Annotated in this window: 18 protein-coding genes; 12 read left to right on the top strand and 6 right to left on the bottom strand. The window is 74.5% G+C overall.

The genetic code is table 11. The features are described 5' to 3' along the window. Positions 1-317 precede the first annotated feature (317 nt). Complete coding sequence (locus tag ABZ920_RS24565) at positions 318-1,166, bottom strand: NAD(P)H-binding protein (RefSeq protein WP_361508818.1); 849 nt, start codon at positions 1,164-1,166, stop codon at positions 318-320. A gap of 3 nt (positions 1,167-1,169) precedes the next feature. Then, on the bottom strand, positions 1,170-1,817 hold the full coding sequence (locus ABZ920_RS24560; protein WP_361508815.1) for a ScbR family autoregulator-binding transcription factor: 648 nt from the start codon (positions 1,815-1,817) through the stop codon (positions 1,170-1,172). A gap of 635 nt (positions 1,818-2,452) precedes the next feature. On the opposite strand from ABZ920_RS24560, the gene ABZ920_RS24555 reads away from it, so the two are divergent. From ABZ920_RS24555 to ABZ920_RS24535, 5 genes are all read left to right on the top strand, one after another. Continuing rightward, positions 2,453-3,100, top strand: coding sequence for a ScbR family autoregulator-binding transcription factor (locus ABZ920_RS24555; protein ID WP_361508812.1), 648 nt, complete (start codon positions 2,453-2,455; stop codon positions 3,098-3,100). A 22-nt stretch (positions 3,101-3,122) separates the two neighbouring features. After that, positions 3,123-4,301: a damage-control phosphatase ARMT1 family protein gene (locus ABZ920_RS24550; protein WP_361508809.1), complete on the top strand. Its 1,179-nt coding sequence runs from the start codon at positions 3,123-3,125 to the stop codon at positions 4,299-4,301. A gap of 119 nt (positions 4,302-4,420) precedes the next feature. Further along, positions 4,421-6,583: a germacradienol/geosmin synthase Cyc2 gene (gene cyc2 / locus ABZ920_RS24545; RefSeq protein ID WP_361508807.1), complete on the top strand. Its 2,163-nt coding sequence runs from the start codon at positions 4,421-4,423 to the stop codon at positions 6,581-6,583. 545 nt (positions 6,584-7,128) lie between these two features. Beyond that, on the top strand, positions 7,129-8,256 hold the full coding sequence (locus ABZ920_RS24540) for an aminopeptidase P family protein (protein WP_361508804.1): 1,128 nt from the start codon (positions 7,129-7,131) through the stop codon (positions 8,254-8,256). A 91-nt stretch (positions 8,257-8,347) separates the two neighbouring features. Continuing rightward, complete coding sequence (locus ABZ920_RS24535; RefSeq protein ID WP_361508801.1) at positions 8,348-9,295, top strand: aminoglycoside phosphotransferase family protein; 948 nt, start codon at positions 8,348-8,350, stop codon at positions 9,293-9,295. A 393-nt stretch (positions 9,296-9,688) separates the two neighbouring features. Here the strand turns inward: ABZ920_RS24535 and treZ are convergent, their stop codons facing one another. Then, a complete protein-coding gene (treZ, locus tag ABZ920_RS24530; protein ID WP_361508798.1) occupies positions 9,689-11,443 on the bottom strand; it encodes a malto-oligosyltrehalose trehalohydrolase in 1,755 nt (584 codons plus the stop codon). 173 nt (positions 11,444-11,616) lie between these two features. Between treZ and ABZ920_RS24525 the strand changes: the two genes are divergently transcribed. The 3 genes from ABZ920_RS24525 (at position 11,617) to ABZ920_RS24515 (ending at position 14,092) form a co-directional block, all read left to right on the top strand. Then, positions 11,617-12,168, top strand: a complete 552-nt coding sequence (locus tag ABZ920_RS24525; RefSeq protein ID WP_361508795.1) for a DUF1707 and FHA domain-containing protein — start codon at positions 11,617-11,619, stop codon at positions 12,166-12,168. Between the two features lie 150 nt (positions 12,169-12,318). Next, positions 12,319-13,671, top strand: coding sequence for a M14 family zinc carboxypeptidase (locus ABZ920_RS24520; protein ID WP_361508870.1), 1,353 nt, complete (start codon positions 12,319-12,321; stop codon positions 13,669-13,671). Then, on the top strand, positions 13,622-14,092 hold the full coding sequence (locus ABZ920_RS24515) for an SSI family serine proteinase inhibitor (protein ID WP_361508792.1): 471 nt from the start codon (positions 13,622-13,624) through the stop codon (positions 14,090-14,092). The genes ABZ920_RS24520 and ABZ920_RS24515 overlap by 50 nt, the downstream gene beginning before the upstream one ends. 149 nt (positions 14,093-14,241) lie before the next feature. On the opposite strand, the gene ABZ920_RS24510 is transcribed toward ABZ920_RS24515, so the two are convergent. The 3 genes from ABZ920_RS24510 to glgX all read right to left on the bottom strand — a co-directional run bounded on the left by ABZ920_RS24510 (position 14,242) and on the right by glgX (position 21,082). Beyond that, complete coding sequence (locus ABZ920_RS24510) at positions 14,242-15,492, bottom strand: M14 family zinc carboxypeptidase (RefSeq protein WP_361508789.1); 1,251 nt, start codon at positions 15,490-15,492, stop codon at positions 14,242-14,244. 540 nt (positions 15,493-16,032) lie between these two features. Continuing rightward, positions 16,033-18,408, bottom strand: a complete 2,376-nt coding sequence (gene treY / locus ABZ920_RS24505) for a malto-oligosyltrehalose synthase (RefSeq protein WP_361508786.1) — start codon at positions 18,406-18,408, stop codon at positions 16,033-16,035. Between the two features lie 556 nt (positions 18,409-18,964). After that, positions 18,965-21,082 carry a glycogen debranching protein GlgX gene (glgX, locus tag ABZ920_RS24500; protein ID WP_361508783.1) on the bottom strand — a complete coding sequence of 706 codons (2,118 nt, stop codon included), beginning with the start codon at positions 21,080-21,082 and terminating at the stop codon, positions 18,965-18,967. A gap of 178 nt (positions 21,083-21,260) precedes the next feature. Between glgX and ABZ920_RS24495 the strand changes: the two genes are divergently transcribed. From ABZ920_RS24495 to ABZ920_RS24480, 4 genes are all read left to right on the top strand, one after another. Next, positions 21,261-22,058, top strand: coding sequence for a Tat pathway signal sequence domain protein (locus ABZ920_RS24495; protein WP_361508780.1), 798 nt, complete (start codon positions 21,261-21,263; stop codon positions 22,056-22,058). A gap of 64 nt (positions 22,059-22,122) precedes the next feature. Next, positions 22,123-23,517 carry a copper amine oxidase gene (locus ABZ920_RS24490; RefSeq protein WP_361508778.1) on the top strand — a complete coding sequence of 465 codons (1,395 nt, stop codon included), beginning with the start codon at positions 22,123-22,125 and terminating at the stop codon, positions 23,515-23,517. A gap of 102 nt (positions 23,518-23,619) precedes the next feature. Beyond that, the gene (locus ABZ920_RS24485) at positions 23,620-24,858 is read left to right on the top strand and encodes an SAV2148 family HEPN domain-containing protein (protein WP_361508775.1); all 1,239 of its coding nucleotides are present in this window, start codon (positions 23,620-23,622) and stop codon (positions 24,856-24,858) included. Between the two features lie 159 nt (positions 24,859-25,017). Further along, entirely contained in the window at positions 25,018-25,740 is a 723-nt protein-coding gene (locus ABZ920_RS24480) for a 3'-5' exonuclease (RefSeq protein ID WP_361508772.1), read from the top strand.

Here is a 25,740-nt window from a genome sequence, read left to right as displayed (position 1 = left end):
AGCGCCGGGAACGGACGGTGTGAGCCGCCGAGCGCCGAGGACGCCGGTCTCCGCCGCCGAGCGCCGGGAACGGACGGTGTGAGCCGCCGAGCGCCGAGGACGCCGGTCTCCGCCGCCGAGCGCCGGGAACGGACGGTGTGAGCCGCCGAGCGCCGGGAACGGGCGCTCTCCGCCGCCGAGCGCCGGGAACGGGCGGTGTGGAGCCGCCGAGGGCCGGGATCGGACGGTCTCCGCCGCCGAGCGCCGGGAAGGGACGGTGCGAGCCGCCGAGCGCCGGGAACGACGGTCTCAGCCGCCGAACGTCAGGGACGACGGTGTCAGCCGCCGAACGCTGTCGCGTGGTCCCCGGCCCACTGGCGGTAGCTGCGCGCGGGCCGGCCGAGCACGCGCTCGACCGTCGCGTCCACGTGGGCCTTCGCCCCGGACCGGGCGCGGGCCGCGCTCTCGGACAGGGCGTCGGCCAGGGGCGCGGGGTAGCGTGCGCGCAGCGCCGCGTGCGCCTCCGCGGGCGTCAACGCCTCGAAACGCACCGGGCGTTGCAGGACATCGGCGAGCACGGCCGTCTGGTGGCGCGGACTGATCGCCTCCGGCCCCGTGAGGGGCAGGATCCGGCCCGCGTGGCCGTCCGGGTCCAGCAGGGCGGCCGCCGCCACGTCGGCGACGTCCCGCGGATCCACCGTCGCGTTCACCACATCCCCGTCGGGCGCCCGCACCACGCCCTCCTCCCGGACCGAGCGCGCCCAGCCCAGGGTGTTCGACATGAAGGCGCGCGGGCGCAGCACGGTCCACGACAGGCCCGCGTCCCGCAGGAGCTGCTCGCTGGCCCGCTGCCACGCGGTGATCAGATCGGTCGCCCCGGGATCGGCCACCGCCAGGGCGGACAGCTTCACCACGTGGGCCACGCCGGCCGCCCGCGCCGCCGCCAGGAAGTTCTCGTCATGCACAGGGGCCAGCGGGTCCACCGTGACCAGCAGCGCCGACTCCACTTCCGTCAGCGCCCGTGCGAGGCTGTGCGGATCGGCGAAGTCGCCCGCCACGACCTCCGCGCCGGCGGGTGCGGCGACCCGCCGGGGATCGCGGGTGAGCAGCCGCAGCCGCGCCACCCCGCCCAGCCGGCGCGCCACCAGCCGGCCGACGGTGCCGGTCGCGCCGGTCAGCAGGATCACGGCTCAGTCCTCCGCGGGATCGAGGGCGGCCAGGACGCGGGCGCCCCGGTCGGGTGCGGTGTCCAGCGACAGCAGCAGGCCGGGCACGGCGATGCTGGGCAGGATGTGGCCCCACAGCACGGATATCCGGTGCCCCAGGTCGTCGCGCCCGGTCAGCGCCCGGGACATGAGCTGGATGCCGGCGAAGGAGCCGACCAGCAGTTCCACCGTGTCCCGGGGCTCGACGGTGGGGAGCAGCTCGCCCTGGTCCCGGGCCTGCCCCATCAGCCCCATGAGGCGCTCGCCCCACTGCCGGAACGGCCCGGTGTGGTCGACGCCGGGCGGCGCGCACTGGTCCACGGTCAGCCGGACGCTGCCCCTCAGCAGGGCGTCCCGCAGGAGCCGTTGGGCGACCACGAACGTCATGTCGATGATCTCCTGCAGCTTGCACGGCTGCGGGGGCACCGCCCCGAACGGCACCTGCTCGTCCAGCACCGCCTGGGCCAGGGACTCCTTCGAGGGGAAGTGGAAGTACAGGGCGCCTTTGGTGACGTCGGCCCGCTCCAGCACCATGGCGATGGTGGTGGAGGTGTAGCCGTGCTCGTCGAACACGGCGCCAGCCGCTTCCAGGATCGCCCTGCGCGTCCTGATGGCGCGCTCCTGCTTCGCCACGAGAACCCTTCCACTGCCGCGGGTCGGCCGGTTCCCGCCCGTCCGCCGGGCCGGCCACGCGCGGGTCCGGACCACCCGGTCTCATTGAAAAACAAACCGGTCGGCTCGTACTCTAGCGCTCACCGCAGGGGCGTTCGCCGCCTGGCACGGCCTTCCGGGGAACCAGGGAGGGACATGCCCGAAGTGCGGCAGCTCGCAGCGGCGCCGGGTGATCGGGCGGTCGGCCCGTCCCCTCGTCGCGCCCGCACCCCGTCCGCCGCCGGAGGCCTCCCGTCGACCGGTCGAAAAGCGGTCCGGCGAGAATACCGCGTGGCCCGTTTGTTCGATTCCCACCCCGGCCACGGCCCGCGCTCACGGCCTTCGCGCCCGCCCGGCGGACCGCCGGTGGGACGCGGACCCCCGGGCCCGACCGGTCCCCCTTCCTCGCTCGGCGGTCACGAGCTTCCGAGCTGGAACGGCGTCAACGCCAGGCCCGAGAGCCGCACTTGGGCCCGGGGAGCACGGTGGCCGGCGTCCGGGGTGGCGCGGTCGTCACCGCGAGGGGGTCGCCGCGGCGGGCAGGTGAGTTATCGTGTACCGCGAGTGAGAAACAAACGGCATGCCCCGTTCTTTACAGCCCCGGGAGTGTCCTGTCGATGGCGAGGCAGTTACGCGCCGAGCAGACCCGCGCGACCATCATCACGGCCGCCGCCGACCTCTTCGACCGGCACGGCTACGAGAGAACGAGCCTCAGCGACATCGTCGAGCACGCACGAGTCACCAAGGGCGCGCTGTACTTCCACTTCGCGGCCAAGGAGGACCTGGCGCAGGCGATCCTGGCGCTGCAGTCCCAGGCCTCGCGCCGCGTGGCCAGCGAGGTGGACGGACGCGGCTGCTCGTCGCTGGAGGCGCTGATACGCGTCACCTTCGCGCTCACCCGCCTCGCCGTCGAGGGCCCCATCACCCGGGCCGGGCTGCGGCTGGCGCTCGGGGGAGTCCAGGTGCAGCCCCCGCTGCGGCACCCCTTCACCGAGTGGCTCGAGATCGCCACACGCGGGCTCCTCGGCGCGGTCAAGGAGTCGGACATCCACCCGGACACCGACGTCCACGCCGCCGCGCACTCCCTCGTCTGCTTCTTCGTCGGCACACGGATCGCCGGCCGGCCACTGGAACCGGTCGCCCGGCTGCCCCGCAGGACCGCCGAGATGTGGCACATCCTGATCCGCGGCCTGGTGCCGGTGCACCGGCGTCCGCCCTATCTCGCCCTCACCACCCAGCTGGAGCGGGAGATCGGCGGCGTGTGACCCGCGCCGGTACGGTGAGCCCATGCCCGACACCCCCTCCGCGCCGGTCGTCCTCGGCAACGAGCCCGGCTCGTTCCCCCACAGCGTGCTCGCCGAGCGGCATCCCGCCGTCATCCGGCAGGTGCGGGACGCCTTCCCGTACGGCCCGCGGCAGCTCGACGCCCTCGACGCGCTGCTGGCCGAGTGCACCGACGGCGTCGTCGAACCGCTCCCCGCCGACGCGCACGACCGGGACCGCTGGGCGGAGTGGGGCCTGGACGACCACGCGGGCCGCTCCTGGTTCGACGTGCCGTGGCTGTGGTCCGAGAGCTACTTCTACCGCCGGCTCCTCGACGCCGTCGGCTACTTCGGGCCGGGCCCCTGGCAGGGCATCGACCCCTTCCGCCCATTCAAGCTCGCCGAACTCGACGCCCCGGAGACGGACGGCGAACTCGCCGCGCTGGACGACCTGGCGGACCGCCCCGCGGAGGAACGGGCCCAAGCCCTGCTGCACGGCTCGCTGTGGGGCAACCGCGCCGACCTCGGCTTCCGGCTGTCCGCGGGCGTACAGGCGGCGCGGACCACCCCCGGCCTGGTCGCGGACGACAGCGCGGCCCTGTGGTCCCTCCTGCCGCGCTCCGGCACCGGCACGCTCTGCCTGGTCGCCGACAACGCCGGGCGCGAACTCGTCCCCGACCTCCTCCTCGTCGCCCACCTCCTCGCCGAAGGGCACGTCGGACGGGCCGTCCTGCACGTCAAGCCGTACCCGTACTACGTCTCCGACGCCACCACCGCCGACGTCGTCGACGCGGTGCGCCGGCTCACCGCGGCACCCGGCGCGGCCGCCGCGTACGGGCGGCGCCTGTGGTCCGCGCTGGCCGACGGCCGCCTCCAGGTGCGCGCCCACCCCTTCTCCTGCGCCCCGCTGCCCTACGCGGACATGCCGGACGACCTGCGCGAGGACTTCGCCGCGGCCACCGTGACGGTGCTGAAGGGCGACCTCAACTACCGGCGCCTGGTGGGCGACCGGCACTGGCCCGCGGGCACGCCGTTCGCCGAGGCGACCGCCCGCTTCCCGGGGCCGGTGGCCGCCCTGCGCACCCTCAAGTCCGACGTGGTCACCGGCGTGGACGCGGACACCGAGGCCGCGCTGACGGAAGCCGCCGGGGACGAACGCTGGCGCACCGGCGGCACCCACGCGCTGATCCAGGTCCGGCCGTAGGCGACCGCGGGCGCGCGTCCCGCGCACGCTCCGCGCGGTCCGGCACGACGGTTCACGCGATGGTGTGATCATGTCCGGCCGCGCGGATGGCCCGAACAGCCCACGGGTAGGGCCCGGCCATGACGCAGCAGCCCTTCGAACTCCCGCACTTCTACATGCCGTATCCCGCGCGGCTGAACCCGCACGTCGACGAGGCCCGCGCCCACTCGGCGCACTGGGCCCGCGCGATGGGCATGCTGGAGGGCTCCGGGATCTGGGAGCAGGCCGACCTCGACGCGCACGACTACGGACTGCTCTGCGCCTACACCCACCCCGACTGCGACGGCCCCGCCCTGTCGCTCATCACCGACTGGTACGTGTGGGTCTTCTTCTTCGACGACCACTTCCTCGAGACCTTCAAGCGCAGCCAGGACCGCGCCGGCGGCAAGGCGTACCTGGACCGGCTGCCGCTGTTCATGCCGCTGGACCCGGCCACACCCGTCCCCGAGCCGCAGAACCCGGTCGAGGCGGGCCTCGCCGACCTGTGGGCGCGCACGGTGCCGGCCATGTCGGCCGACTGGCGGCGGCGGTTCGCCGTGTCCACCGAGCACCTGCTCAACGAGTCCCTGTGGGAGCTGTCCAACATCAACGAGGGGCGGATCGCCAACCCCGTCGAGTACATCGAGATGCGCCGCAAGGTCGGCGGCGCGCCCTGGTCCGCCGGGCTCGTGGAGTACGCCACCGCCGAAGTCCCCGCCTCCGTCGCCGGGTCGCGGCCGCTCAGGGTGCTGATGGAGACGTTCTCCGACGCCGTGCACCTGCGCAACGACCTGTTCTCCTACCAGCGGGAGGTGGAGGACGAGGGCGAGCTGAGCAACGGCGTGCTGGTGCTGGAGACGTTCTTCGGCTGCACCACCCAGGAGGCCGCCGACACCGTCAACGACGTGCTCACCTCGCGCCTGCACCAGTTCGAGCACACCACGCTCACCGAAGTGCCCGCACTGGCCCTGGAGAAGGGGCTCACCCCGGGCGAGGTCGCCGCGGTGGCCGCGTACACCAAGGGCCTGCAGGACTGGCAGTCCGGCGGCCACGAGTGGCACCTGCGCTCCAGCCGGTACATGAACGAGCGGGCCCGGCCGGCCGGTTCGCCGTGGCACCGCCCGGCCGGGCCCGGCACCTCCGCCGCCGACGTCGGCGCGCTGCTCGCCGCCGCGGGAAGTGAACGGCGCCTGCGCGCCCACACGCACGTGCCGTACCGGAAGGTCGGGCCGTCCCTGCTGCCGGAGTTCCGCATGCCGTTCGAGCTCCGGCTCAGCCCGCACCTGGACGCGGCCCGCGGCGCCCTCACCGCGTGGTGCCACCGCATGGGCATCCTCCGGGAAGGCGTCTGGGACGAGGACAAGCTGCGCGCCTACGACCTCGCGCTCTGCTCGGCGGGCCTCGACCCCGACGCCACCCCCGAGGCACTCGAACTGAGCGCGCAGTGGCTCGCCTTCGGGACCTACGGCGACGACTACTACCCGCTCGTCCACGGGCACCGCCGCGACCTGGCCGCCGCACGGCTGACCACGGCCCGGCTGTCGGCGTGCATGCCGGTGGACGGGGAGGAACCGGTCGTCCCCGTCAACGCCATGGAGCGCGCGCTGACCGACCTGTGGGCGCGGACGACGGCAGGGATGACCCCCGGCCGGCGGCGCACCTTCCGACGCGCCATCGACACGATGACCGAGAGCTGGGTGTGGGAACTGTCCAACCAGCTCCAGAACCGCGTCCCCGACCCCGTCGACTACCTGGAGATGCGACGCGCCACCTTCGGCTCCGACCTGACCATCAGCCTGTGCCGGATGGGCCACGGGCCCGCCATCCCGCCCGAGGTGTACCGCAGCGGTCCGGTCCGCTCCCTGGAGAACGCGGCGATGGACTACGCCTGCCTGCTCAACGACGTGTTCTCGTACCAGAAGGAGATCGAGTACGAGGGCGAGATCCACAACGCCGTCCTCGTCGTGCAGACGTTCTTCGGCATCGACTACCCGGCCGCGCTGTCCGTCGTCGACGATCTGATGACCGAGCGCATGCGGCAGTTCGAGCACGTCGTCGCCCATGAACTGCCGGTCGTGTACGACGACTTCGGCCTGTCGCGGGAGGCGCGCGAGACCATGCGGGGATATGTCGCCGACCTGCAGAACTGGCTCGCGGGCATCCTCAACTGGCACCGCTCGGTGGACCGCTACAAGGCCGAGTGGCTGTCCCGGCGCGCGCACGGCTTCCTCCCGGACCGGCCGCCCGCCCTGCCGGTCGGCTGACCGAACACACGAACGCGCCGCCTCCGGCGATCAACCGGACGTCCTGAGCGGTGGGGGCCGGAAGATCGCCGGACGTGACGCCGGGGGTGTTTCATCGGAAGTCACCGAGGGTTCCGGAGTCGCCGAGAGCACCGGAGTCACCGCGGTGCCGAGTCACGCGGGCGCCGGAGTCGCCGCGGGCGCCGGAGCCATCGCAGGCTCCGGTGCCGCGTGGACAGGCCCGTCTTCCGTGCTTTCGGCCGCGTGCCGGGGACGACAGGCCTCACTCGTTCGGGGCTCGGGGCTCGGGGCTCGGGGCTCGGGGCTCGGGGCTCGTGGTGGCTCGTGGCTCGTATCTTGTGGTGCGCGTCCCGGCGCGGGACGTGGGCTCCCGGCCGTCATGGCGTGGCCGCGCGCCCCGTGCCGGGCCGGAAGAGCCCGCTCGGACTGCACCCTGCCGCCCGGGACGGGCCGCGCCGCCGATCGGCTCGCGTGGCCCCCCGCCGCCGGGCAGGATGCTGCGCGTAGCCTTGATCCCGTTCCGCCCACCGCACACGGAGGTCCGGATGACCGGCAGCACCCCCGCGCCCTTCACCGCCGACGACTACCGGGCCCGGATGGAGCGCGCCGCCCGGGCGGCCGCCGACGCCGGGCTGGCCGGGCTGCTCGTGGCACCAGGCCCGGACCTGGTGTGGCTGACCGGCTACGCGCCCCCCGCCGACACCGAACGGCTCACGCTGCTCGTCCTCGCCGCCGGCCGCGACCCCGTCCTCGTGGTCCCCACGCTGGAGGCCCCCGACGCGGCGAAGGCGGCGGGCGCCCCGGCCCTGACCCTGCGCGACTGGACCGACGGCAAGGACCCCTACGCCGTCACGGCCCCCCTCCTCGACGACCGGGGCCGCTTCGGGATCAGCGACAACGCCTGGGCCATGCACCTGCTGGGGCTGCAGCGGACGCTGCCCGGCACCTCCTACGCCTCCCTCACCGAGGCGCTGCCGATGCTGCGCGCGGTCAAGGACGCGGCCGAACTGGAACTCCTGGCCGCCGCGGGGGCGGCCGCCGACGCGGCGTTCGAGGAGATCCGGAAGGTCCGCTTCGCCGGGCGGCGCGAATCCGACGTGGCCGCAGACCTGGCCGGCCTGCTGCGGCGGTTCGGCCACTCCCAGGTCGACTTCACCATCGTCGCCTCGGGACCCAACGGCGCCAATCCGCACCACGAGGCGGGCGACCGTGTCATCGCGCACGGCGACATGGTGGTCCTCGACTTCGGCGGTCTCCGGCACGGCTACGGCTCCGACACCTCCCGCACCGTGCACGTCGGCGAGCCGACCGACGAGGAGCGCCGGGTGCACGACCTCGTGCGCGAGGCCCAGGAGGCCGGCTTCCGGGCGGTGCGTCCGGGCGTCGCCTGCCAGGAGGTCGACCGGGCCGCCCGCGCGGTGATCGCCGACGCCGGGTACGGCGAGTACTTCATCCACCGCACCGGCCACGGCATCGGCGTCACCACGCACGAACCGCCCTACCTGATCGAGGGGGAGGAGCGGCCCCTCGTGCCCGGCATGTGCTTCTCCGTGGAGCCCGGCGTCTACCTGCCCGGCCGCTTCGGGGTGCGCATCGAGGACATCGTCACGGTGACCGAGGACGGAGGCCGCCGCCTGAACGACACGACCCGCGAGATGGTGATAGTGGACTGACCGCCGACGGACCGACCACCGATCGACCGGCCGGACCCCCACGCGGGCCGGCACCCACCCCATGACGCACTCCTCACCCCACGGCGCGACGATGACCCAGGCACCGACACCCACCGCGGACAGCGTCCGCCGACTGGTCCGCACCCTGCTCCGGGACGGCCCGGACACCGCCGCAGGACCCGAGGTCCGGCCCGTCGAAGAGGGCGGGCACCTCACCTGGTGGGTCGGCACCCGCCATGTGCTGCGCCTGGCCCGCGACCAGGACGGCTCGGCCCGTCAGCGCCGTGAGCTGCGGCTGCGGGACCTGGTCCGCCCCCATGTGCCGGTCACGGTTCCGGCGAGCGTGGGGCAGGGGGACTGGGCGCCCGGGCTGTCGTACACGCTGGACACCCGGATCCCCGGCGGCACGGCCGAGCAGCACGACGTCTCCGCGATCGGCGAGGACGACCTGGCCGGGCTCTTCTCGGGGATGCGCGCGGTGCCCGTCCGGCAGGCCGGGACGCTCGGGGTGCCGCGGGTCGCGCCGCGCTCCCTGGAAGCGCTGCGCCGGATGGCCGTGCACGCCGCGCAACGCCTGGGCGCCGCCGACGAGTTCGACCCCGCCCGGATGAAGCAGCTCGCCCCGCCCGCCGCCGTGCAGCTCGCCGCCCAGCCCGGCGGCGCGGTCCTCGTGCACCACGCCCTGAGCGGCGACCACCTCGTGTTGAGCGCCGACGGCCGCGTACGCGGCGTCCTCGGCTGGACGGAGGCGGTCGTCGGGGACCCCGCGGAGGACATCGCCGGCCTCGCCCGCGCCGTGGGGTCCCCGGCCGCGGTGCGCGCCGCCACCCTCGCCGGCTACGGCGCCCGGCCCTGCCTGCGGGGCCTGTGGCTCGCCCGCTGTGACACGGTGGTGCGCCTCGCCGACCGCCTGGAGGGCCGCGACGGCACCCCGCTGCCGCGGCTGCGGACCGAGCTGCGGCACGCCTGGGAGGCGATCCTGCTGGAGCGGGTGACGGAACTGCGGGAGGACGGGAACGCCGCGAACGGCCGGCCCTGAGGCCGATCCGGCCGGAACAGATCCGGCCGGAACCCCGCGCGACGGGCCGCGGGGCGGCCGCGGCAGACGTCGGGCACCGGGCGGCGTCGTCCCGCGACTCCGCCGCGGCCCGCCCGATCGCGGCGCCTGGTGTGGTCCGCGCGCTGCCCGGCTTCTCTCCCGGCGCACCTGGTCCGCGGCGTCTGCCGGGGCCTGCGTGCTCCGTGGCCTGTGCTGCGGCGCGCCTGGGGTCTTGCTGCGGCCCGCGAGACTCCCGGCCTCCGGCCGCGGCCCGCCTGATCCTCCGGCGTCTGCCGGCGCGAGCGCCCGGCCTCTGCCGTGGCGCGCGCCACCTCTGCCACGCCGAGCGCGCCCCCGGCGTGCACTGCCGCGCGCCGGGGGCCGGCGCCCGGGTCAGCCCTGCAGCAGTACCACGCACGACTCCGCCGGTACGTGCAGGACGCCGTCCGCGTCCGGGGCGTCCACCGGCTCCCAGGCCGCCAGCACGCGGGCCGGGCGGGTGCCGAGCGGGATCGCCGCAGGGTCCTTGCCCAGGTTGACCGCCACGCGGACGTCCCCGCGCCGGAAGGCGAGCCAGCGGGCCGACTCGTCGTAAGCGACCTTCGTGTCGGAGAGGTCCGGGTCGGTGAGGTCCGGGTACTCGTGCCGCAGGGCGATCAGCCGGCGGTACCAGGCCAGCATCCGCGCGTGCGGCTCGCGTCCGGGTTCGGACCAGTCCAGGCACGACCGGTCCCGGGTCGCCGGGTCCTGCGGATCGGGCACGTCCTCCTCGGCCCAGCCGTGCTCGGCGAACTCCCGCCGCCTGCCCCGGCGTACGGCCTCCGCGAGTTCCGGGTCGGTGTGGTCGGTGAAGAACTGCCACGGCGTGCCCGCCGCCCACTCCTCGCCCATGAACAGCATCGGGGTGAACGGGGCCGTCAGTGTCAGCGTGGCCGCGCAGGCCAGCAGCCCCGGCGAGGAGGACAGCAGCTGGGACAGGCGGTCGCCCTGGGCGCGGTTGCCGACCTGGTCGTGGGTCTGGCTGTAGCCCAGCAGCCGGTGACCGGCCACCCGCCCGCGGTCCAGCGGGCGTCCGTGGTGGCGGCCCCGGAAACTGGAGTACGTCCCGTCGTGGAAGTAGCCGCCCGCGAGGGTCTTGGCGACGGCGTCGAGGGGAGCGCGGGCGAAGTCCGCGTAGTAGCCCTGCGACTCGCCGGTCAGAGCCGCGTGGACGGCGTGGTGGAAGTCGTCGTTCCACTGCGCGTGGAGGCCGAGGCCGTTCTCCGCGCGCGGGGTGACGAGCCGCGGGTCGTTCAGGTCCGACTCGGCGATCAGGAACAGCGGGCGGCCGAGGCTCGCCCCGAGCGCGTCCACCGCCGCCGACAGCTCCTCCAGGAAGTGGCACGCGCGCGTGTCCACCAGCGCGTGCACGGCGTCCAGCCGCAGCCCGTCGATCCGGTAGTCGCGCAGCCAGGCCAGCGCGCTGCCGAGCAGGAACGCGCGGACCTCGTCCGAGCCGGGGGCGTCCAGGTTCACGGCGGCGCCCCACGGGGTGTGGTGCGTCTCCGTGAAGTAGGGGCCGAACAGCGGCAGGTAGTTGCCCGACGGTCCCAGGTGGTTGTGCACGACGTCCAGCACCACGCCGAGACCGAGTTCGTGCGCCCGGTCGACGAACCGCCGCAGCCCCTCGGGCCCGCCGTACGGCTCGTGCACCGCCCACAGCGAGACCCCCTCGTACCCCCAGCCGTGCCGGCCGGGGAACGGGTTCAGGGGCATCAGCTCCACGTGCGTGACACCGAGTTCGGCGAGGTGCTCCAGCCGCTCCGCGGCGGCCTCCAGCGTGCCCTCGGGGGTGTACGTGCCCACGTGCAGCTCGTACAGGACCGCGCCGGGCAGCGGCCGCCCGGGCCAGTCGGCGCTGCGCCACGCGTAGCCCGCGTGGTCGACGACCGCGCTCAGCCCGTCCGGGCCGTCCGGCTGCCGGCGCGAGCGCGGATCCGGCAGCACCGGGCCGTCGTCCAGCGCGAATCCGTACCGCGAGCCGTCGCCCGCCTCGGCCTCACCCGACCACCATCCAGGCCGCTCCGGATCCCGCTCCAACGCGCGCCTGGCGCCGTCGCACTGGAGCGTCACACGATCGGCCTGCGGTGCCCACACCTCGAACTGCACGGACGGTTCCCCTTCGTCTGCTCACCGTGATGTAGCCCGTCCATGGTGCGTCAAACGCGATCAATCCGCGTTCGCATCCGCCGTTTTGCGTCCGGTGTCGCCGCGGAGCGCCCCGCCGGGGGCCGTGCCTGCTCTTCTGGACACCCACGGTCCGCTGAAAGACAATCACCACCGTGACGTCGTCCTTCGAGTTCAACACGTACCCCGCGCGGCTGTCCGACGCGGAGCGCGACAAGGCGCTGAAGGTGCTGCGTGACGGCGTCGCCATGGGCCGTCTGTCGCACGACACGTTCGTCCGGCGGATGGAGCTGGCGCTCGCCGCCCGCGTCCCCGACGAGCTCGCCGCGCTGACCTCGGACCTGCGCACCGAAGGCCGTCTCTCCCGTCTGGTGTTCGGCACCGTCGGGGCTGTCTCCGGTTTCACCGTGCGGCTGCGCCGGGCCTGGCATGCCGAGCGGCTGCCCAAGCTGCTGCTGCCCCACCCCGGCGCCACCCACCCGCTGCGGATAGGCCGCGACCCCGCCAGCGGGCTGCGGCTGACCCACGACACGGTCTCCCGTGTGCACGCCGAGCTCAGCCGCCAGGGCGGCAGGTGGATCCTGCGGGACCTCGGCTCGACCAACGGCACGACCGTCAACGGACGGCGCGTCGTCGGCGCGGTCGTCGTCCGCGAGGGCGACCAGGTCGGCTTCGGGCGGGTCGCGTTCCGGCTCTCCGCCGACTGAGCCCTCGGGAACCGGAGGCCCGGGTGTGACTCGGCGCGGTTGGTCAAGTCTGTTTTCGGCCGGTGGTGTTGACGTACTCCCCGAGCCGTGACTGACTGTTCCTACGCCTGCACAGCAGGTGAACCGACGGCGCCGCATCGGAGGTGTGCCCTGCCGCCGCTCCTGCGCTACCCGTACGTCGACGAGCTGGGCGCCCGCGCGGCCGCGCTCGTCGCCCGCCACCCCGGAGACGCCCGGCTGCGCCGCGCCGGCACCTCCCGCGCGGGCACGCCCCTGTGGCTGCTCACCGTCGGCCACGGCGAGCGGCAGGCCCTGATCGTCGCCGGACCGCACGCCAACGAACCCGTCGGCGGCGCCACCGTCCTGCGGCTGGCCGAACGGGCCCTCACCGACCCGGGCGCGGGGGCCGGCGTCACCTGGAACCTGCTGCTGTGCCTCGACCCCGACGGCTCCCGCCGCAACGAGGGCTGGCTCACCGGCCCGTACACCCTCGGCCGGTACTTCAGGGACTTCTTCCGGCCCGGCTTCCTGGAGCAGCCGGAGTGGCTGCCCGGCGGCGCCGCGGCCGCCGCGCTGCCCGAGACCCGCGCCCTGCTCGACCTCCAGGACGAACTGCGGCCCTTCGCGCAGTTCTCCCTGCACGGCGTGGACGTCGGCGGCGGCTTCGTCGAGCTGACCCGCGACCTGCCCGGCCTGCCGCAGCGCGTCGCGCACAGCGCGGCACGCCTCGGCATCCCGCGCGAGGCCGGCGCCTACGACGCGCTGTACTGGCCGCGCCTCGGGCCCGCCGTGTACCTGATCCCGCCCCCGCGCCGGGCCGGCCTGGCCGCCGCCATCACGGAGGCGGCCGTGGAGTCGACCTGGTTCCACCCGCACCGGCACGGCACGCTGACCGCGGTCGTCGAGGCGCCGATGTGGGGCGTGGCCGCTGTGGCCGACCCCTCGGTGCCCGCGCCGTCGGACGGGGACGCGGTGCGGCGCTCCGTCAGCCGGGCCCTGCGCCACGACATCCGGCTGCTGCAGCGGCTCCTCGACCGGGCCCGTCCCCATCTCGCGGACGGGCCGGACACGGCCCGCCTGCTCGCTCCCGTGGGCGACTACCTGCTGGTCGGTCCCGGCCTGGCCGACGCGTGGGACCCCGACACCGCCGACGCCACCGCGCAGAGCAGGCTCCCGGCGCTGACCGCCGGCCACCTGGCGGCCCTGCGCATCGCCGGGCGGCGGCTGGCCCTGCGCACCGCTGGCCTGCTGCACCGCCTCGTGCGCAGCGCGGGGCACGATCCGGCCGGTGTCCTGCCCGAGCTGGACCGGCTCGTCGACGCCTGGTGCGCCGAGTACCACGGGATGGGGGCGCGCTGGATACCGGTCGCCCGCCAGGCCGAGTTCCAGACACGGGTGGTGCTGGCGGCGGCCGAGCTGGCCGGCCGGCACACACGCCCGCGCTCCCGTTCGGGTGAGCCGGACCGGGGTCCCCGGACCGCCGTGCCGATACGGCGGGAATGACGCACACCATCAAGGCGACGACGAGACGGGTGGGGCGCTGCCTGCCGGCCTGGCCGCCCTCCTGCTCGCGGCACCGGCCCCCGTACAGGCGGCGCACCGGAGCGTCGACCGGCACGACTGGCTGTACCTGTCCGTCACCCGCGGCGACGTCCGGTCCGGCGACACGCGCGGCACCATGCTGCTGTGCGACCCGCCGGAGGGGCACGCCCGCGCGGCCGAGGCCTGCGCGCAGCTGAGGGCGGCGCGCGGCGACATCCGCGCCGTCCCTCACACGGACGGGGTCTGCTCGATGGTCTACGCGCCCGTGACGGTGCACGCGCGCGGGCAGTGGCAGGGCCGGGCGGTGGACTACACGGAGACCTTCGCCAACGCGTGCGAGATGCGGACGCGTACGGGCAAGGTGTTCGCGCTGGACGGGTGACGGCGGCGCCGGACGCGGGCGGCCACGGAGCCGGCGGCGCCCCCGGCCACTCGCGTCCGCCCGTTCCCGGGGTGACCCCGCGCACCGGCCGCGCGGGCGGGGGCCGGAGCCGACGCGCCCAAAGGTACGGCGGCGGGGCGGGAGCGCCGTCAGGCCGCCCGTTCGCGGGCGTGCCGGGCCGTGGCGAGGACCGTGCGGCACTGGTGCTCGACCTGGTGTTCCAGGGGCACCCACCGGGCACGGAAGTGGTCGGCGAACGCCTCGCTCCACGTGCCCACGAGCCGTTCCAGCCGCGGGGCCGCCCGGTCGCCGGCGTCCCGCAGCACCCGCAGCAGCATCGCCGCCGCCCGCAGCGGCAGCCGGCGGCCGAACGCGTCCACGCTGCTGACGTACGCCCTCGTCCGGTCGGGCGGCGCGGTCCGCGTCCAGTCGGAGGCGAGGCCCGGCACCAGGCCCAGGCCCCACCTGGCGGCGCGCAGCAGCGGCCCGTCGGCGCCGTCCAGGCGGGGGAGCGCGTCGGCGAGGACCAGCTCCACCTCCCTCCCGTCCTGCAGCAGCCGGTGCGCGAGCCGCCGTATCGCCGCCTCCGGCGCGGGATGGGGCGCGGGGTCGTCCACCAGGTCGCTCGCCCACATCGGCACCTCCACGACCGCGGTCAGGCCGCCGTACCGGTGGGCGTGGTACCAGGTGCTGTGGCGGGCGTCGTCCGGCAGGCTCGGATACGCCGCGTCCGCCCCGGGGTCCGGCATGACCCGCACCCCGGGCCCGGAGACGGGCCAGCCGGCGGCGTCCGAGGCGCCCGTCTCCACCGGGATGCGCAGCTCGGCCGCCGACTTGGCGAAGGGCTCGGCCAGTCCCGGGACGTCCCTGGTCAGCTGGACCCAGCTGCCGCCCAGGTCGGTGCCGTGCAGCGTGACCTGCAGGTAGGGCCTCAGTGCGTCGATGACGCCGGTCAGCGCCCGGGTCTCGGGCGGCAGCCGGTCGGGCGGCAGCACGGACGGCGACCACTCCGGCTGCTCGGGGCCGGCGGGCCGGAAGAAGCCCAGGTGGTAGTCGAGAAGGCTGCGCGGGGCCGGGGTGACGTGCAGGCTCGCGCCGTCCGGGTCCGCGCACAGCAGGAAGTGCCAGGAGGTGTCCGCCCGCAGCCCCGGCTCGTCCACGACCCGCCGGGCCAGCGCGCGCAGGGCGGAGCCGCCCGCGGGCTCGTTGGGATGGGCGCCGGCGACGACCAGCACGGCGCGCCGGGCGTGCCCGACGGACAGCAGGTGCAGGGGTCTGCCCGCGCGGGACAGACCCACCTGTTCCAGACGGCACAGACCTGGCCGGCGCCGGGCCAGCGCGTGGGCGGTGGCAACCAGTTCGGGAACACTGGGGTAGTGCGGCTCCGGCACGGGACTCACCCCCGATGTGTCCGTCCGGCCTCGCACCCGCAGTACCCCACGGACTGTGTGAACTGTCAAGCACGCGACCGGAGCGGGCCTCGACGCACCGGAAGCCGCCGCGGGGCGGCCGCCCGGGTGGCCGGATCCGCTGCATCCGCGAGCGGCGGAGGGGCGGGCGGACGGATTGGCGGGCGTCCGCTGGCCCCGTTGCCGGGCGGCTTCGTGGGGAAGTGCCGGCGGGCATGCTGCTATGCCGAGATGGTGAGTGCGGGCGAGCACGTCGGTGGGGGCCCTGCCGGTCTGCTGACCGGGCGGCTTCTCGGCGGATGTGTCGGTGGACGGGCCGGCGGGGGTGCTGCTCCGCCGGCCTGGCGGCGTGCTGGCGCCTTGCCGGTCCGCCGACCGGGTGTCGGTGACCGCCCGGCGGACCTGTCGGCGGGACCAGTCGACGGACGTCCTGCTGGTCCCGCCGACCCGCCGACCCGGCGACTTCGCGTTGCGCGCGGTGAGCGGGCCGGCGGGGAGCGTCCGCGGGCCGGCCCGCCCGCGGACGGTTCCTCAGCCCTCCGCGGGACCGGCCTGCGCGCCGTCCGCCCGCTCCAGCAGTGCCACCGGCAGCCGCTCGAAGAGGTCCGCCACCGGCGCGTCGCCCTCGAACTCCCGGCCCGGCGTCAGCGCGTCCGTCCAGCGGCCCGGCGGCAGCGGGAGCCGCGTGTCTCCCCAGCCGCCCGCCTCCGCGAGCCGCAGCGACAGCCGGGTCACCGCCGTGACCACCTCCCCGGAGCGGGCGAACGCCAGGCAGTGCTCCGCCGCCGGGCCCCGCGCCTCCAGCGGGGTGTACGACGCCTCGGCACCGAAGGCCCGGGGCCGCCGGGCGCGCACCCGCAGGGCCGCAGCCGTCACCGCGCCCTTGTCCGCGGGGTCCACGGGCGGGAACCGCACGGGCCGCCGGTTGTCCGGGTCCACCAGGGCCCGGTACTCGGCCTCCGTGCCCTGGTAGAGGTCCGGCACACCCGGCATCGTCAGATGGACCAGGGCCGTCCCCAGCACGTTCGCCCGGATGTGCGGCTCCAGCGCGGCGCGGAGGGCGGCCACCGCCTCGCCCGGCGCCCCGCACGGCCCCTGGGCGACGAACCGCGCCACCGCCTCCTCGTACACGGGCTGCTGCTCGGTCCAGGTCGTGTGCAGGCCCGCCTCGCGCACGTGCTTCAGCAGCGACTCCCGCACCCGCTCCTCGTCCGCCGGGCCGAGCCCGAACACCGTCTGCCAGGCCGCCCACGCCACCTGCCCGTCGGGCACGTCCCGCACGGCTCCGCTCACCTCGGCCAGGACGTCCGCCCAGCGCCGCGGGCACTCGCTGAGCACGGCCAGCGCCGCCCGCACGTCGGCGCTGCGCTTGGTGTCGTGCGTCGAGACCACGGTCCCGGTCAGGGGCCAGTCGCGCTGCACCCGCGCGCAGTACGCGTGGAAGTCCTCCGGCGACACCGCCGGGCTGCCCGGGTCGCCACCGACCTCGTTCGCCGACAGCAGCGGCACGTAGCGGTAGAAGGCGGTGTCCTCGACCGACTTGGCCCGCAGCGCGGACGAGGCCTGTGCGAACCGGGTGCGGAACTCCACGTGACCGGGATCGTCGCCGTACCGGCCGAGGACCAGGTCGCGCACCACGTCGACGGCCTCGCCCTCCTCGGGCACGACGAACGCGCCCCGGGCCTCCCGGGCGGCCTCGTCGGTGACGACACGCGCGGCGTCGACGGACTCGTAGGGCCGGTAGACCTCCATCCGGACGAGCAGCTCCCGCAGCGCGGTGCGCAGCGCCCACGGTGCCCGGTCGCGCAGCGCCGGGTCCTGCGACGTGGCGCACACATGGTTCGCGACCCGGGTCAGCCGCTCCGTCTCGGCGGCCAGCTCGTGCGAGATCACCTCGTACGCGGCGCTGCGCACCGTCGCCTGCCAGTCGCCGCCGCGGTCCGCCCGCGGGGCGGCGAACTCCCGGTAGGCGGCGAGCAGGTCCCGCGCCCCGGCGGGGTCGGCGAAGAGGCCGTCGACGTGGCGGAGGGCGTCGTAGCCGGTGGTGCCGGCGACCGGCCAGGCGGGTGGCAGGTGCTCGCCGTCGGCGAGGATCTTCTCGACCACCGTCCAGCGGCCGCCGGTGGCCGCGTGCAGCCGGGCCAGGTAGGCGTCGGGGTCGGCCAGGCCGTCGGGGTGGTCGACGCGCAGGCCGTCGACCACGCCGTCGTGGAGCAGTTCCAGGATCTTGGCGTGGGTGGCGTCGAAGACCTCCGGGTCCTCCACCCGCACCCCGATCAGCTCGGAGATGCTGAAGAAGCGCCGGTAGTTCAGCTCCGTGCGGGCGAGCCGCCACCACCCGAGGCGGTACCACTGGGCGTCCAGCAGCTGCGGGAGCGGCAGCGACGCGGTGCCCTCGCGCAGCGGGAAGACGTGGTCGTGGTAGCGCAGGACGTCGCTGTCGACCTTCAGGTGGTCGAGCTCCTTGCCGAGCGGACCGCCGAGCACCGGCAGCAGCACCCGGTCGTCCTGCGCCTTCCAGTCGATGTCGAACCACCGTGCGTACGGCGACGCGGGACCCTCCCGCAGCACCTCCCACAGGGCGTGGTTGTGGCGGGGCGCCATGGCCATGTGGTTCGGCACGATGTCCAGCACCAGGCCGAGCCCGTGCTCCCGGGCGGTGCGCGCCAGCGCGCGCAGCCCCTCCTCGCCGCCGAGCTCGCCGCGCACGCGCGCGGGGTCCACGACGTCGTAGCCGTGCAGGGAGCCCGGGACGGCCTCCAGGACGGGGGAGAGGTGCAGGTGCGAGACGCCGAGCGACGCCAGGTACGGTACGGCGGCCGCCGCGGCCGCGAAGGGGAAGCCGGGCTGGAGCTGGAGCCGGTAGGTCGCCGTGGGCACGACGGGGGCGGGTCGCTCACGTGTCATGGGAAGCTACGTACCCGCCCGGCGGCTTTTCGTGTCATCGGCGTCTTGGGAGTCGTGAGCGTCCGGCCGCCTGGGCTTCTCGGGAGCGGGGAGCGCCCGGCCGCCCGGCCTCTCCGGAGCCGCGCGCCCCAGCCGCCTCAGCCCCCTCGGCCCTTCCGGAGCCGCGCGCCCCGGCTGCCCGCGATGCCGCGAGGCACCCGCCCGGGTCCACCCGGACGGGCGCCTCACTCACCCGGCCGGGTGAACGCCGCTCAGCCGGCAGTCGGCCGGGGGCACGCCGTGAGCGCCGCTCAGGCCGGCGCGGCCGACCGAGCGCGCGCTGCTCGGGCCGCCTCCCGGCCGGGCACACCGCTCGGGCCGACGGCCGGGACACCGCTGGGGCCGCGCCCCCGGCCGGGCACACCGCTCGGGCCTCCCCCGGCCGGGCGCGCCGCTGGGGCCGCGCCCCCGGCCGGGTGAACGTCGCTCAGGCCGGCGGCTGGCGGGGGCACGTCGTTCGGGCCGGCAGTCGGCGGGGGCACGCCGCTCGGCTGCCCCGGACCGGCGGGAACGCCGTTCAGGCCGGTCGTCGCAGCACCACGAGGCTGCGGTCCCGCAGCGTCAGCCGCTCCCCGGCGTCCACCTTCGGTCCCGCGTCCGGATCGACCCCGTCCGCGCGGGCGGTGTCGACGACCACCTCCCACTGGCGCCCGTGATCGACCGGCACGACGAAGTCGAGCGACTCCGGCGCGGCGTTGAACATCAGCAGGAACGAGTCGTCGGTGATCCGCTCCCCGCGCGGGCCCGGCTCGGAGATCGCGTTGCCGTTCAGGAACACCGTCAGCGTGGAGGCCTGGGCGGAGTCCCAGTCCTGCTGCGTCATCTCCTGGCCCTCGGGGGTGAACCAGCCGATGTCGGACAGCTCGTCGTGCGTGCCCTCCACCGGCCGCCCGTGGAAGAAGCGGCGGCGGCGGAGGACGGGGTGCTCCCTGCGCAGCTCGGCCATCGCCCGGACGAAGTCGGGCAGCTCGCCGCCGTCCTTCCCGTCGTCCGGCCACCGGACCCAGGACAGCTCGTTGTCCTGGCAGTAGGCGTTGTTGTTGCCCAGCTGGGTGCGCGCGAACTCGTCGCCGTGGCTGATCATGGGCACGCCCTGCGACAGCATCAGCGTGGCGAAGAAGTTCTTCATCTGGCGGGCCCGCAGCGCGAGGACCTCCGGATCGTCCGTCTCGCCCTCGACCCCGCAGTTCCAGGACCGGTTGTGGCTCTCGCCGTCCCGGTTGTCCTCGCCGTTGGCCTCGTTGTGCTTCTCGTTGTACGACACGAGGTCGTGCAGCGTGAAGCCGTCGTGGCAGGTCACGAAGTTGATCGAGGCCAGCGGCCGGCGGCCGTCGTCCTGGTAGAGGTCGGACGAGCCGGTCAGCCGGGAGGCGAACTCGGCGAGCGCCCGCGGCTCGCCCCGCCACAGGTCGCGGACGGTGTCGCGGTACTTGCCGTTCCACTCGGTCCACAGCGGCGGGAAGTTGCCCACCTGGTAGCCGCCCTCGCCGAGGTCCCACGGTTCGGCGATCAGCTTCACCTGGGAGACCACCGGGTCCTGCTGCACCAGGTCGAAGAACGACGACAGCCGGTCCACCTCGTGGAACTGGCGGGCCAGGGTTGCCGCGAGGTCGAAGCGGAAGCCGTCGACGTGCATCTCGGTGACCCAGTACCGCAGCGAGTCCATGATCATCTGCAGCACGTGCGGGGACCGCATGAGCAGCGAGTTCCCGGTGCCGGTGGTGTCCATGTAGTACTGCGGGTCGTCCGTGAGGCGGTAGTACTGGGGGTTGTCGATGCCCTTGAAGGACAGCGTCGGCCCCAGGTGGTTGCCCTCGGCGGTGTGGTTGTAGACGACGTCGAGGATGACCTCGATGCCCGCCTCGTGCAGGGCCCGGACCGCCGACTTGAACTCCAGCACCTGCTGTCCGCGGTCGCCCCAGGAGGCGTACGCGTTGTGCGGGGCGAAGAAGCCGATCGTGTTGTAGCCCCAGTAGTTGTTCAGCCCCATGTCGACCAGGCGGTGGTCGTTCACGAACTGGTGCACCGGCATCAGCTCCAGCGCGGTGACGCCGAGCTCGGTCAGGTGTTCGATGATCGCCGGGTGGGCGAGCGCCGCGTAGGTCCCGCGCAGCTCCTCGGGCAGGCCCGGATGCTGCATGGTCAGGCCCTTCACATGGGCCTCGTAGATCACCGTCTCGTGGTACCCGTGGCGCGGCGGCCGGTCGTCGCCCCAGTCGAAGTACGGATTGACGACGACCGACGTCATCGTGTGGGGGGCCGAGTCCAGGTCGTTGCGCCTGTCCGGGTCGTCGAAGTGGTAGCCGTACACCTCCTCGCCCCACCGGATGTCACCGCTGATCGCACGCGCGTACGGGTCGAGCAGCAGCTTCGCGGAGTTGCAGCGCAGCCCGCGCTCCGGGGCGTACGGACCGTGCACCCGGAATCCGTACCGTTGTCCCGGCATGATGCCCGGCACGTACACGTGCCGGACGAACGCGTCGCTCTCCCGCATCTCCACGGCCGTCTCGGAGCCGTCGTCGTGCAGCAGACACAGCTCTACTCGGTCCGCGGCTTCCGTGAACAGCGCGAAGTTGGTGCCGGCGCCGTCGTACGTGGCACCGAGTGGATAAGCCTCTCCAGGCCAGACCTGCATGGACACGACTCTTTCAGGTGAGTGGCGCCCCTGGTGGCACCTACGTTCCGAGTGTTCCCGCAAGTGAGGGAACCACCTCCGGCTTACCTCCCCTCTTACCGCACGACCAGTGCATACACGCTATGCCGAACCAGTGGGGCAGAACACACCCCTGTGACCAGGGGGAGTAGGGGGACCTGTGCGCACAGTAGTGCACCGACATCTGGGCAAGGCGGTGGCCGGTGCGGCGGTCGCGGTCGCCGCGACGGCCGCGATGGTCGCCGTCACCCTGCCGGGCACGGCGGGGGCCGGCGAGACGGGGAAGGCCGGAGGCGGACAGGCGGCGGCCGGCACACCGGGTACACCGGCGCCCGGCGTCGTCGCGCCGGCGCCGGCCGAGGGGGCGAAGGGCACGGGGCGCGATCCGCTGACCGACGACGAGATCGAGCGGGCCGGGGCGCTGGCCGTCGACCGCCGGCTGACCGCCGCCGGCGAGAACGTCACGGGCGGCCGCGGCCCGCAGCGTCTCGGCACCGAGCTCTCCCCGCCCGCCGCGGCCGAGCTCGACGACCCGCGCGCGCCCCGGCGCGCCGACGTCATCTTCTACGACTACCGGGACGACGCCGTCGTCACTGCGACCGTCGACCTCGGCACCGGCAAGGTCGAGCACACCGGCAGGCAGCACGGGGTGCAGCCGCCGCTGAGCCGCGCCGAGAGCGTGGAGGCCGCCCGCATCCTGATCGCCGACCCGCTGGGAGCCGGCCTGCGCGCCGACTACCGGGACGCCACCGGCGACACGCTCACCTCGCCGGACCAGCTGCTGCTCGACAGCATGATCTACCGGGCCGCCCCGGGCGCCCAGCCGGCCCTGCTCGACCGGTGCGGCGAACACCGCTGCGTCCGGCTCTTCCCGAAGATCAGGAACGGGGCGTGGATCGACGCGCGCGCCTTCGTGATCGACCTCAGTGCCCGCAAGGTCGGCCGCCTCGGCGCCTGAGCCGCCCTGCGCGCGGTTCGCCGACCCGTCCGACCTGCTCCTCACGACAGGAAGTCGCTTCCTCATGCCCGTGCACAGCACGCCCGTGATCAGCACGCCCTCGAACAGCAAGTCCGTGACCAGCACCCCCGCGAACAGAACCGGCCGCGCCCGCCGGCGGGTGGCGCTCGGCCTCTCCCTGGCCGCCCTCGCCGCCGCCACGACCACCGGCGCGGGACCGGCCACCGCCGAGCCGGGGACCGCCACGGCGCGGACGGCGGCCGCCCCGGCCGCCGACTGCGGTGCCGCCCACCGGATCGAACAGAAACTCGCCGCCGGCACCGTCTGGCGGATGTGCTGGCGCTACGAGCGGAACGCCGGCCTCGTCCTCGAGCACGTCTCCTACCAGCCCCCGGGCGAGAGCCGGCCGATCAAGGTGCTGGCCACCGCCAAGCTCGCCCAGATACACGTGCCCTACGACGACGGCGTGAACGAGTACAGCGACCTCACCCAGGCCGGCTTCGGCCAGGGGCTGATGGACCTGGCGCCCGCCGAGTGCCCCGGCGGCACCATCAGGACGGTCAAGGTGCCCGACCCCTACGACCCGGAGCACCAGAGGGGCAGGGGCCTGTGCGTCACGACCCGCTCCCGCGGCCACGCCTACCGCATGCAGTCCGACGACCTGTCCAGGGTCTACCAGGCCCAGGGCAAGGACCTGCTGGTGTACACCGTGAACAAGGTGGGCTGGTACGAGTACATCACCGAGTGGCGCTTCCAGGACGACGGTGCGATGCACATGAACGTCGGCGCCACCGGCAGCCTCTCGCCCTTCGACTACGACGCCGGCGACGGCCGGGGCTGGCCGCTCGGCAAGGGCGCCAAGGGGTACGCCACCAGCCACAGCCACAACGTCTTCTGGCGGCTCGACTTCGACCTGGACGGCTCCTCCAAGGGACGCATCGAGCAGTACGACTCCGTGGCCAGCCCGCCCGGGCGCGGACAGCAGGGCCCGACCGAGCGGACCACGCGCACCAAGGTCACCAAGGAACTCGCGGGCGACGCGAAGAACGGCCGCTGGTGGCGGATCGTCAGCGCCACGGGCAAGAACAAGGACGGGCACGCCCGCTCCTACGAGTTCGTCCCCGCCGCCACGACCACGTACGCCGGCCGCCCCTTCACACGGCACCACGTCTACTTCACCGAATACGCCCAGTGCGAGCAGTACGCCAGCGACAACCTGCTCGACTGCGGCGCGCGGCACGGCACGTCCGTCGACCGGTGGGTCAACGGACAGAACCTCACTCACCCGGTCGTGTGGGTGAACGTCGGATTCCACCATGTCGCGCGGGACGAGGACCAGCAGCCGATGCCCGTCCACTGGCAGGGATTCTCCCTCTCACCACGTGACGTCACGGCCATGAACCCGCTCACGCCGCCCGCCCTCAGGGGCCAGAACGGACGGCCCTCAGAAGGCAGTTGAGTAGCGAGCTGTCCATCCGGCTGCACTGCGGACCGCTCCCGGAGTACGCTTCCTTGATCGTTGGGACGGGGAGTGCTCGGGGGAGCGGAAGGCGGTGCACGGGTGGGCTCGGGAGGCCTGGAGCTGCCCCCTGGTGACGAAGGTCGCGAGGGGGACTCCACAGACGTCCCGCCCGGCGCGGTGTCCCTGGCCCGCCCGATGAACGCGGGTTCCATCGGGCCGGAGCTGGACTGGGGCGCCGACGCCTGGCACGAGGTGCGCACCCGCGCGCAGCGCGCGGGCCGGGCCTACATCTGGCTGAACCTCGTCGAGCAGCGGCTGCGCGCCGTCGTCTCCGCCGTGCTGCGCCCCGTCTACGAGCCCGTCCACGGCGACGACTGGGTGGTGGCCGCGGCCGGGCCCGCCGGGCAGGAGTGGGTGCAGCGGGCGGTCGCCGTCCGCGAAGTCAGCCGCCGCAAGGGCTACTTGCTCGACCCGGCCGACGACAACGTGGTCAGCTTCCTGACGCTGCCGCAGCTGCGCGAGCTGATGGTGCAGCATTGGCCCTGCTTCGAGCCGTACGTCGACGAGCGCCGGGACCTCGAACTCGCCCTGGACGAGCTGGAGGTCACCCGGAACGTCGTCTCGCGCAACCGGGCCCTGTCCGAGGCCGTGCTGAACCAGGCCGAACGGGCCTCCGCGCGGCTGCTGGAGATCCTCGGTGCCGGCGGCGACGTGCCCTCGGCGCGGCGGCTGCCGGTCGACGCGGTCGAGGACCTGGTCGGCGACCGGTACGCGGACGTGGTCGCCGTGCACCCCGACCGGGTGCGGCTGCTGCGCCGGTTCCCGGCCGAGGACATCTTCGGCGGAGCCCGGCGCCTGGACGCCATCGGCATCGGCCTGAACCTGCTCGTGCAGAACTTCTCCGGCCGCCGCCTGGTGCGTCTGGCCGAGTCGGGCAGCCGGGTGCGGCTGCTGTTCCTCAACCCGGCCTCCGGCGCGGTCAAGCGGCGCGAGCGCGAACTCGGGCTCAAGCGCGGCGAGCTGAGCCGCTCGGTGGAGATGAACATCCTGCACATGCGCCGGGTCCGCTCCCGGCTGCGCGACCCGGGCGCCTTCGAGATCCAGGTCTACGACGAGACGCCCCGCGTGGCGGCGTACCTGGTCAACGGCGACGGCTCCGACGGCGTCGCGGTCGTGCAGTCCTATCTGCGGCGCAGCCGGGGCATGGAGGCGCCGGTGTTCGTCCTGCGCAACGGCACCCGGGTGGTCAAGTCGGGCGAGGTCGACGAAGGCGGGCTCTTCGGTACGTACCGCGAGGAGTTCGAGCTGATGTGGGCGGACGCGCGGCCCGTGTCCTGAGGTGTCCCGGGGGAACGGGGCGGCCCCCTCGCCGACGGTGCGTCGACGGGGCTGCGGGGCGGGCCGGGGCCCGAAGCGGAACGCAATCTCCTGATTGTCAGTGGCGCGTGCGAGGGTGAGGAGCACCGGGGGAGAGCAACACCGAGAAGGGGGGCCGCCATGGGCTGGTACCGGGAGCTGCTGATCGGCTTCGACCTGGAGACGACCGGCACGGATCCGCGCGAGGCGCGCATCGTCACGGCAGCCGTGATCGAGGTCAGGGGCGGAGAGCCGCTGGGGCGCCGGGAGTGGCTGGCGGACCCGGGGGTGGAGATCCCGGCGGACGCGGTGGCCGTGCACGGCATCACCAACGAGCGCGCCGTCGCCGAGGGCGGCCCGGCCGACCGGGTCGCGGACGCGATCGCCGACGTCCTGGTGGCGTACTGGCGGACGGGCGTGCCGGTCGTGGCGTACAACGCCGCCTTCGACCTGACGCTGCTGTCCGCTGAGCTGCGCCGCCACGGACTGCCCTCGCTGCGGGACCGCCTCGGCGGCGCGCAGCCGGGCCCGGTCGTGGACCCGTACACCATCGACCGCTGGGCCGACCGCTACCGCCGGGGCAAGCGCACGCTGGAAGCGGTCTGCGCGGAGTACGGCGTCGTGCTCGGCTCCGCCCACGACGCCTCGGCCGACGCCCTCGCCGCGGCGCGGCTGGCCTGCGCGATAGCCGGCCGCCACCCCAAGGTGGCGGCCCTCGGCCCGGCGGAGCTGCACAGTCGCCAGATCGAGTGGTACGCGGCCTGGGCGGCGGACTTCCAGGCCTTCCTGCGCCGCAAGGGCGACGCGACCGCGGTGGTCGACGGCACCTGGCCACTGAAGGAGCCGGCGGGCGAGATGGTCTAG

Source organism: Streptomyces sp. NPDC046831 (genome assembly GCF_040645305.1).
Lineage (GTDB): Bacteria > Actinomycetota > Actinomycetes > Streptomycetales > Streptomycetaceae > Streptomyces.
Note: the sequence above shows the minus strand (reverse complement) of the source record. Positions and strands in the feature narration are given on the sequence as shown.

What these genes read in the sequence shown, in the direction of transcription:
- ABZ920_RS24555 (WP_361508812.1), top strand. Translation starts at nt 2,453, where the DNA reads ATGGCGAGGCAGTTACGCGCCGAGCAGACCCGCGCGACCATCATCACG.
- ABZ920_RS24550 (WP_361508809.1), top strand. Translation starts at nt 3,123, where the DNA reads ATGCCCGACACCCCCTCCGCGCCGGTCGTCCTCGGCAACGAGCCCGGC.
- cyc2 (WP_361508807.1), top strand. Translation starts at nt 4,421, where the DNA reads ATGACGCAGCAGCCCTTCGAACTCCCGCACTTCTACATGCCGTATCCC.
- ABZ920_RS24540 (WP_361508804.1), top strand. Translation starts at nt 7,129, where the DNA reads ATGACCGGCAGCACCCCCGCGCCCTTCACCGCCGACGACTACCGGGCC.
- ABZ920_RS24535 (WP_361508801.1), top strand. Translation starts at nt 8,348, where the DNA reads ATGACCCAGGCACCGACACCCACCGCGGACAGCGTCCGCCGACTGGTC.
- treY (WP_361508786.1), bottom strand. Translation starts at nt 18,408, where the DNA reads ATGACACGTGAGCGACCCGCCCCCGTCGTGCCCACGGCGACCTACCGG.
- glgX (WP_361508783.1), bottom strand. Translation starts at nt 21,082, where the DNA reads ATGCAGGTCTGGCCTGGAGAGGCTTATCCACTCGGTGCCACGTACGAC.
- ABZ920_RS24490 (WP_361508778.1), top strand. Translation starts at nt 22,123, where the DNA reads ATGCCCGTGCACAGCACGCCCGTGATCAGCACGCCCTCGAACAGCAAG.
- ABZ920_RS24480 (WP_361508772.1), top strand. Translation starts at nt 25,018, where the DNA reads ATGGGCTGGTACCGGGAGCTGCTGATCGGCTTCGACCTGGAGACGACC.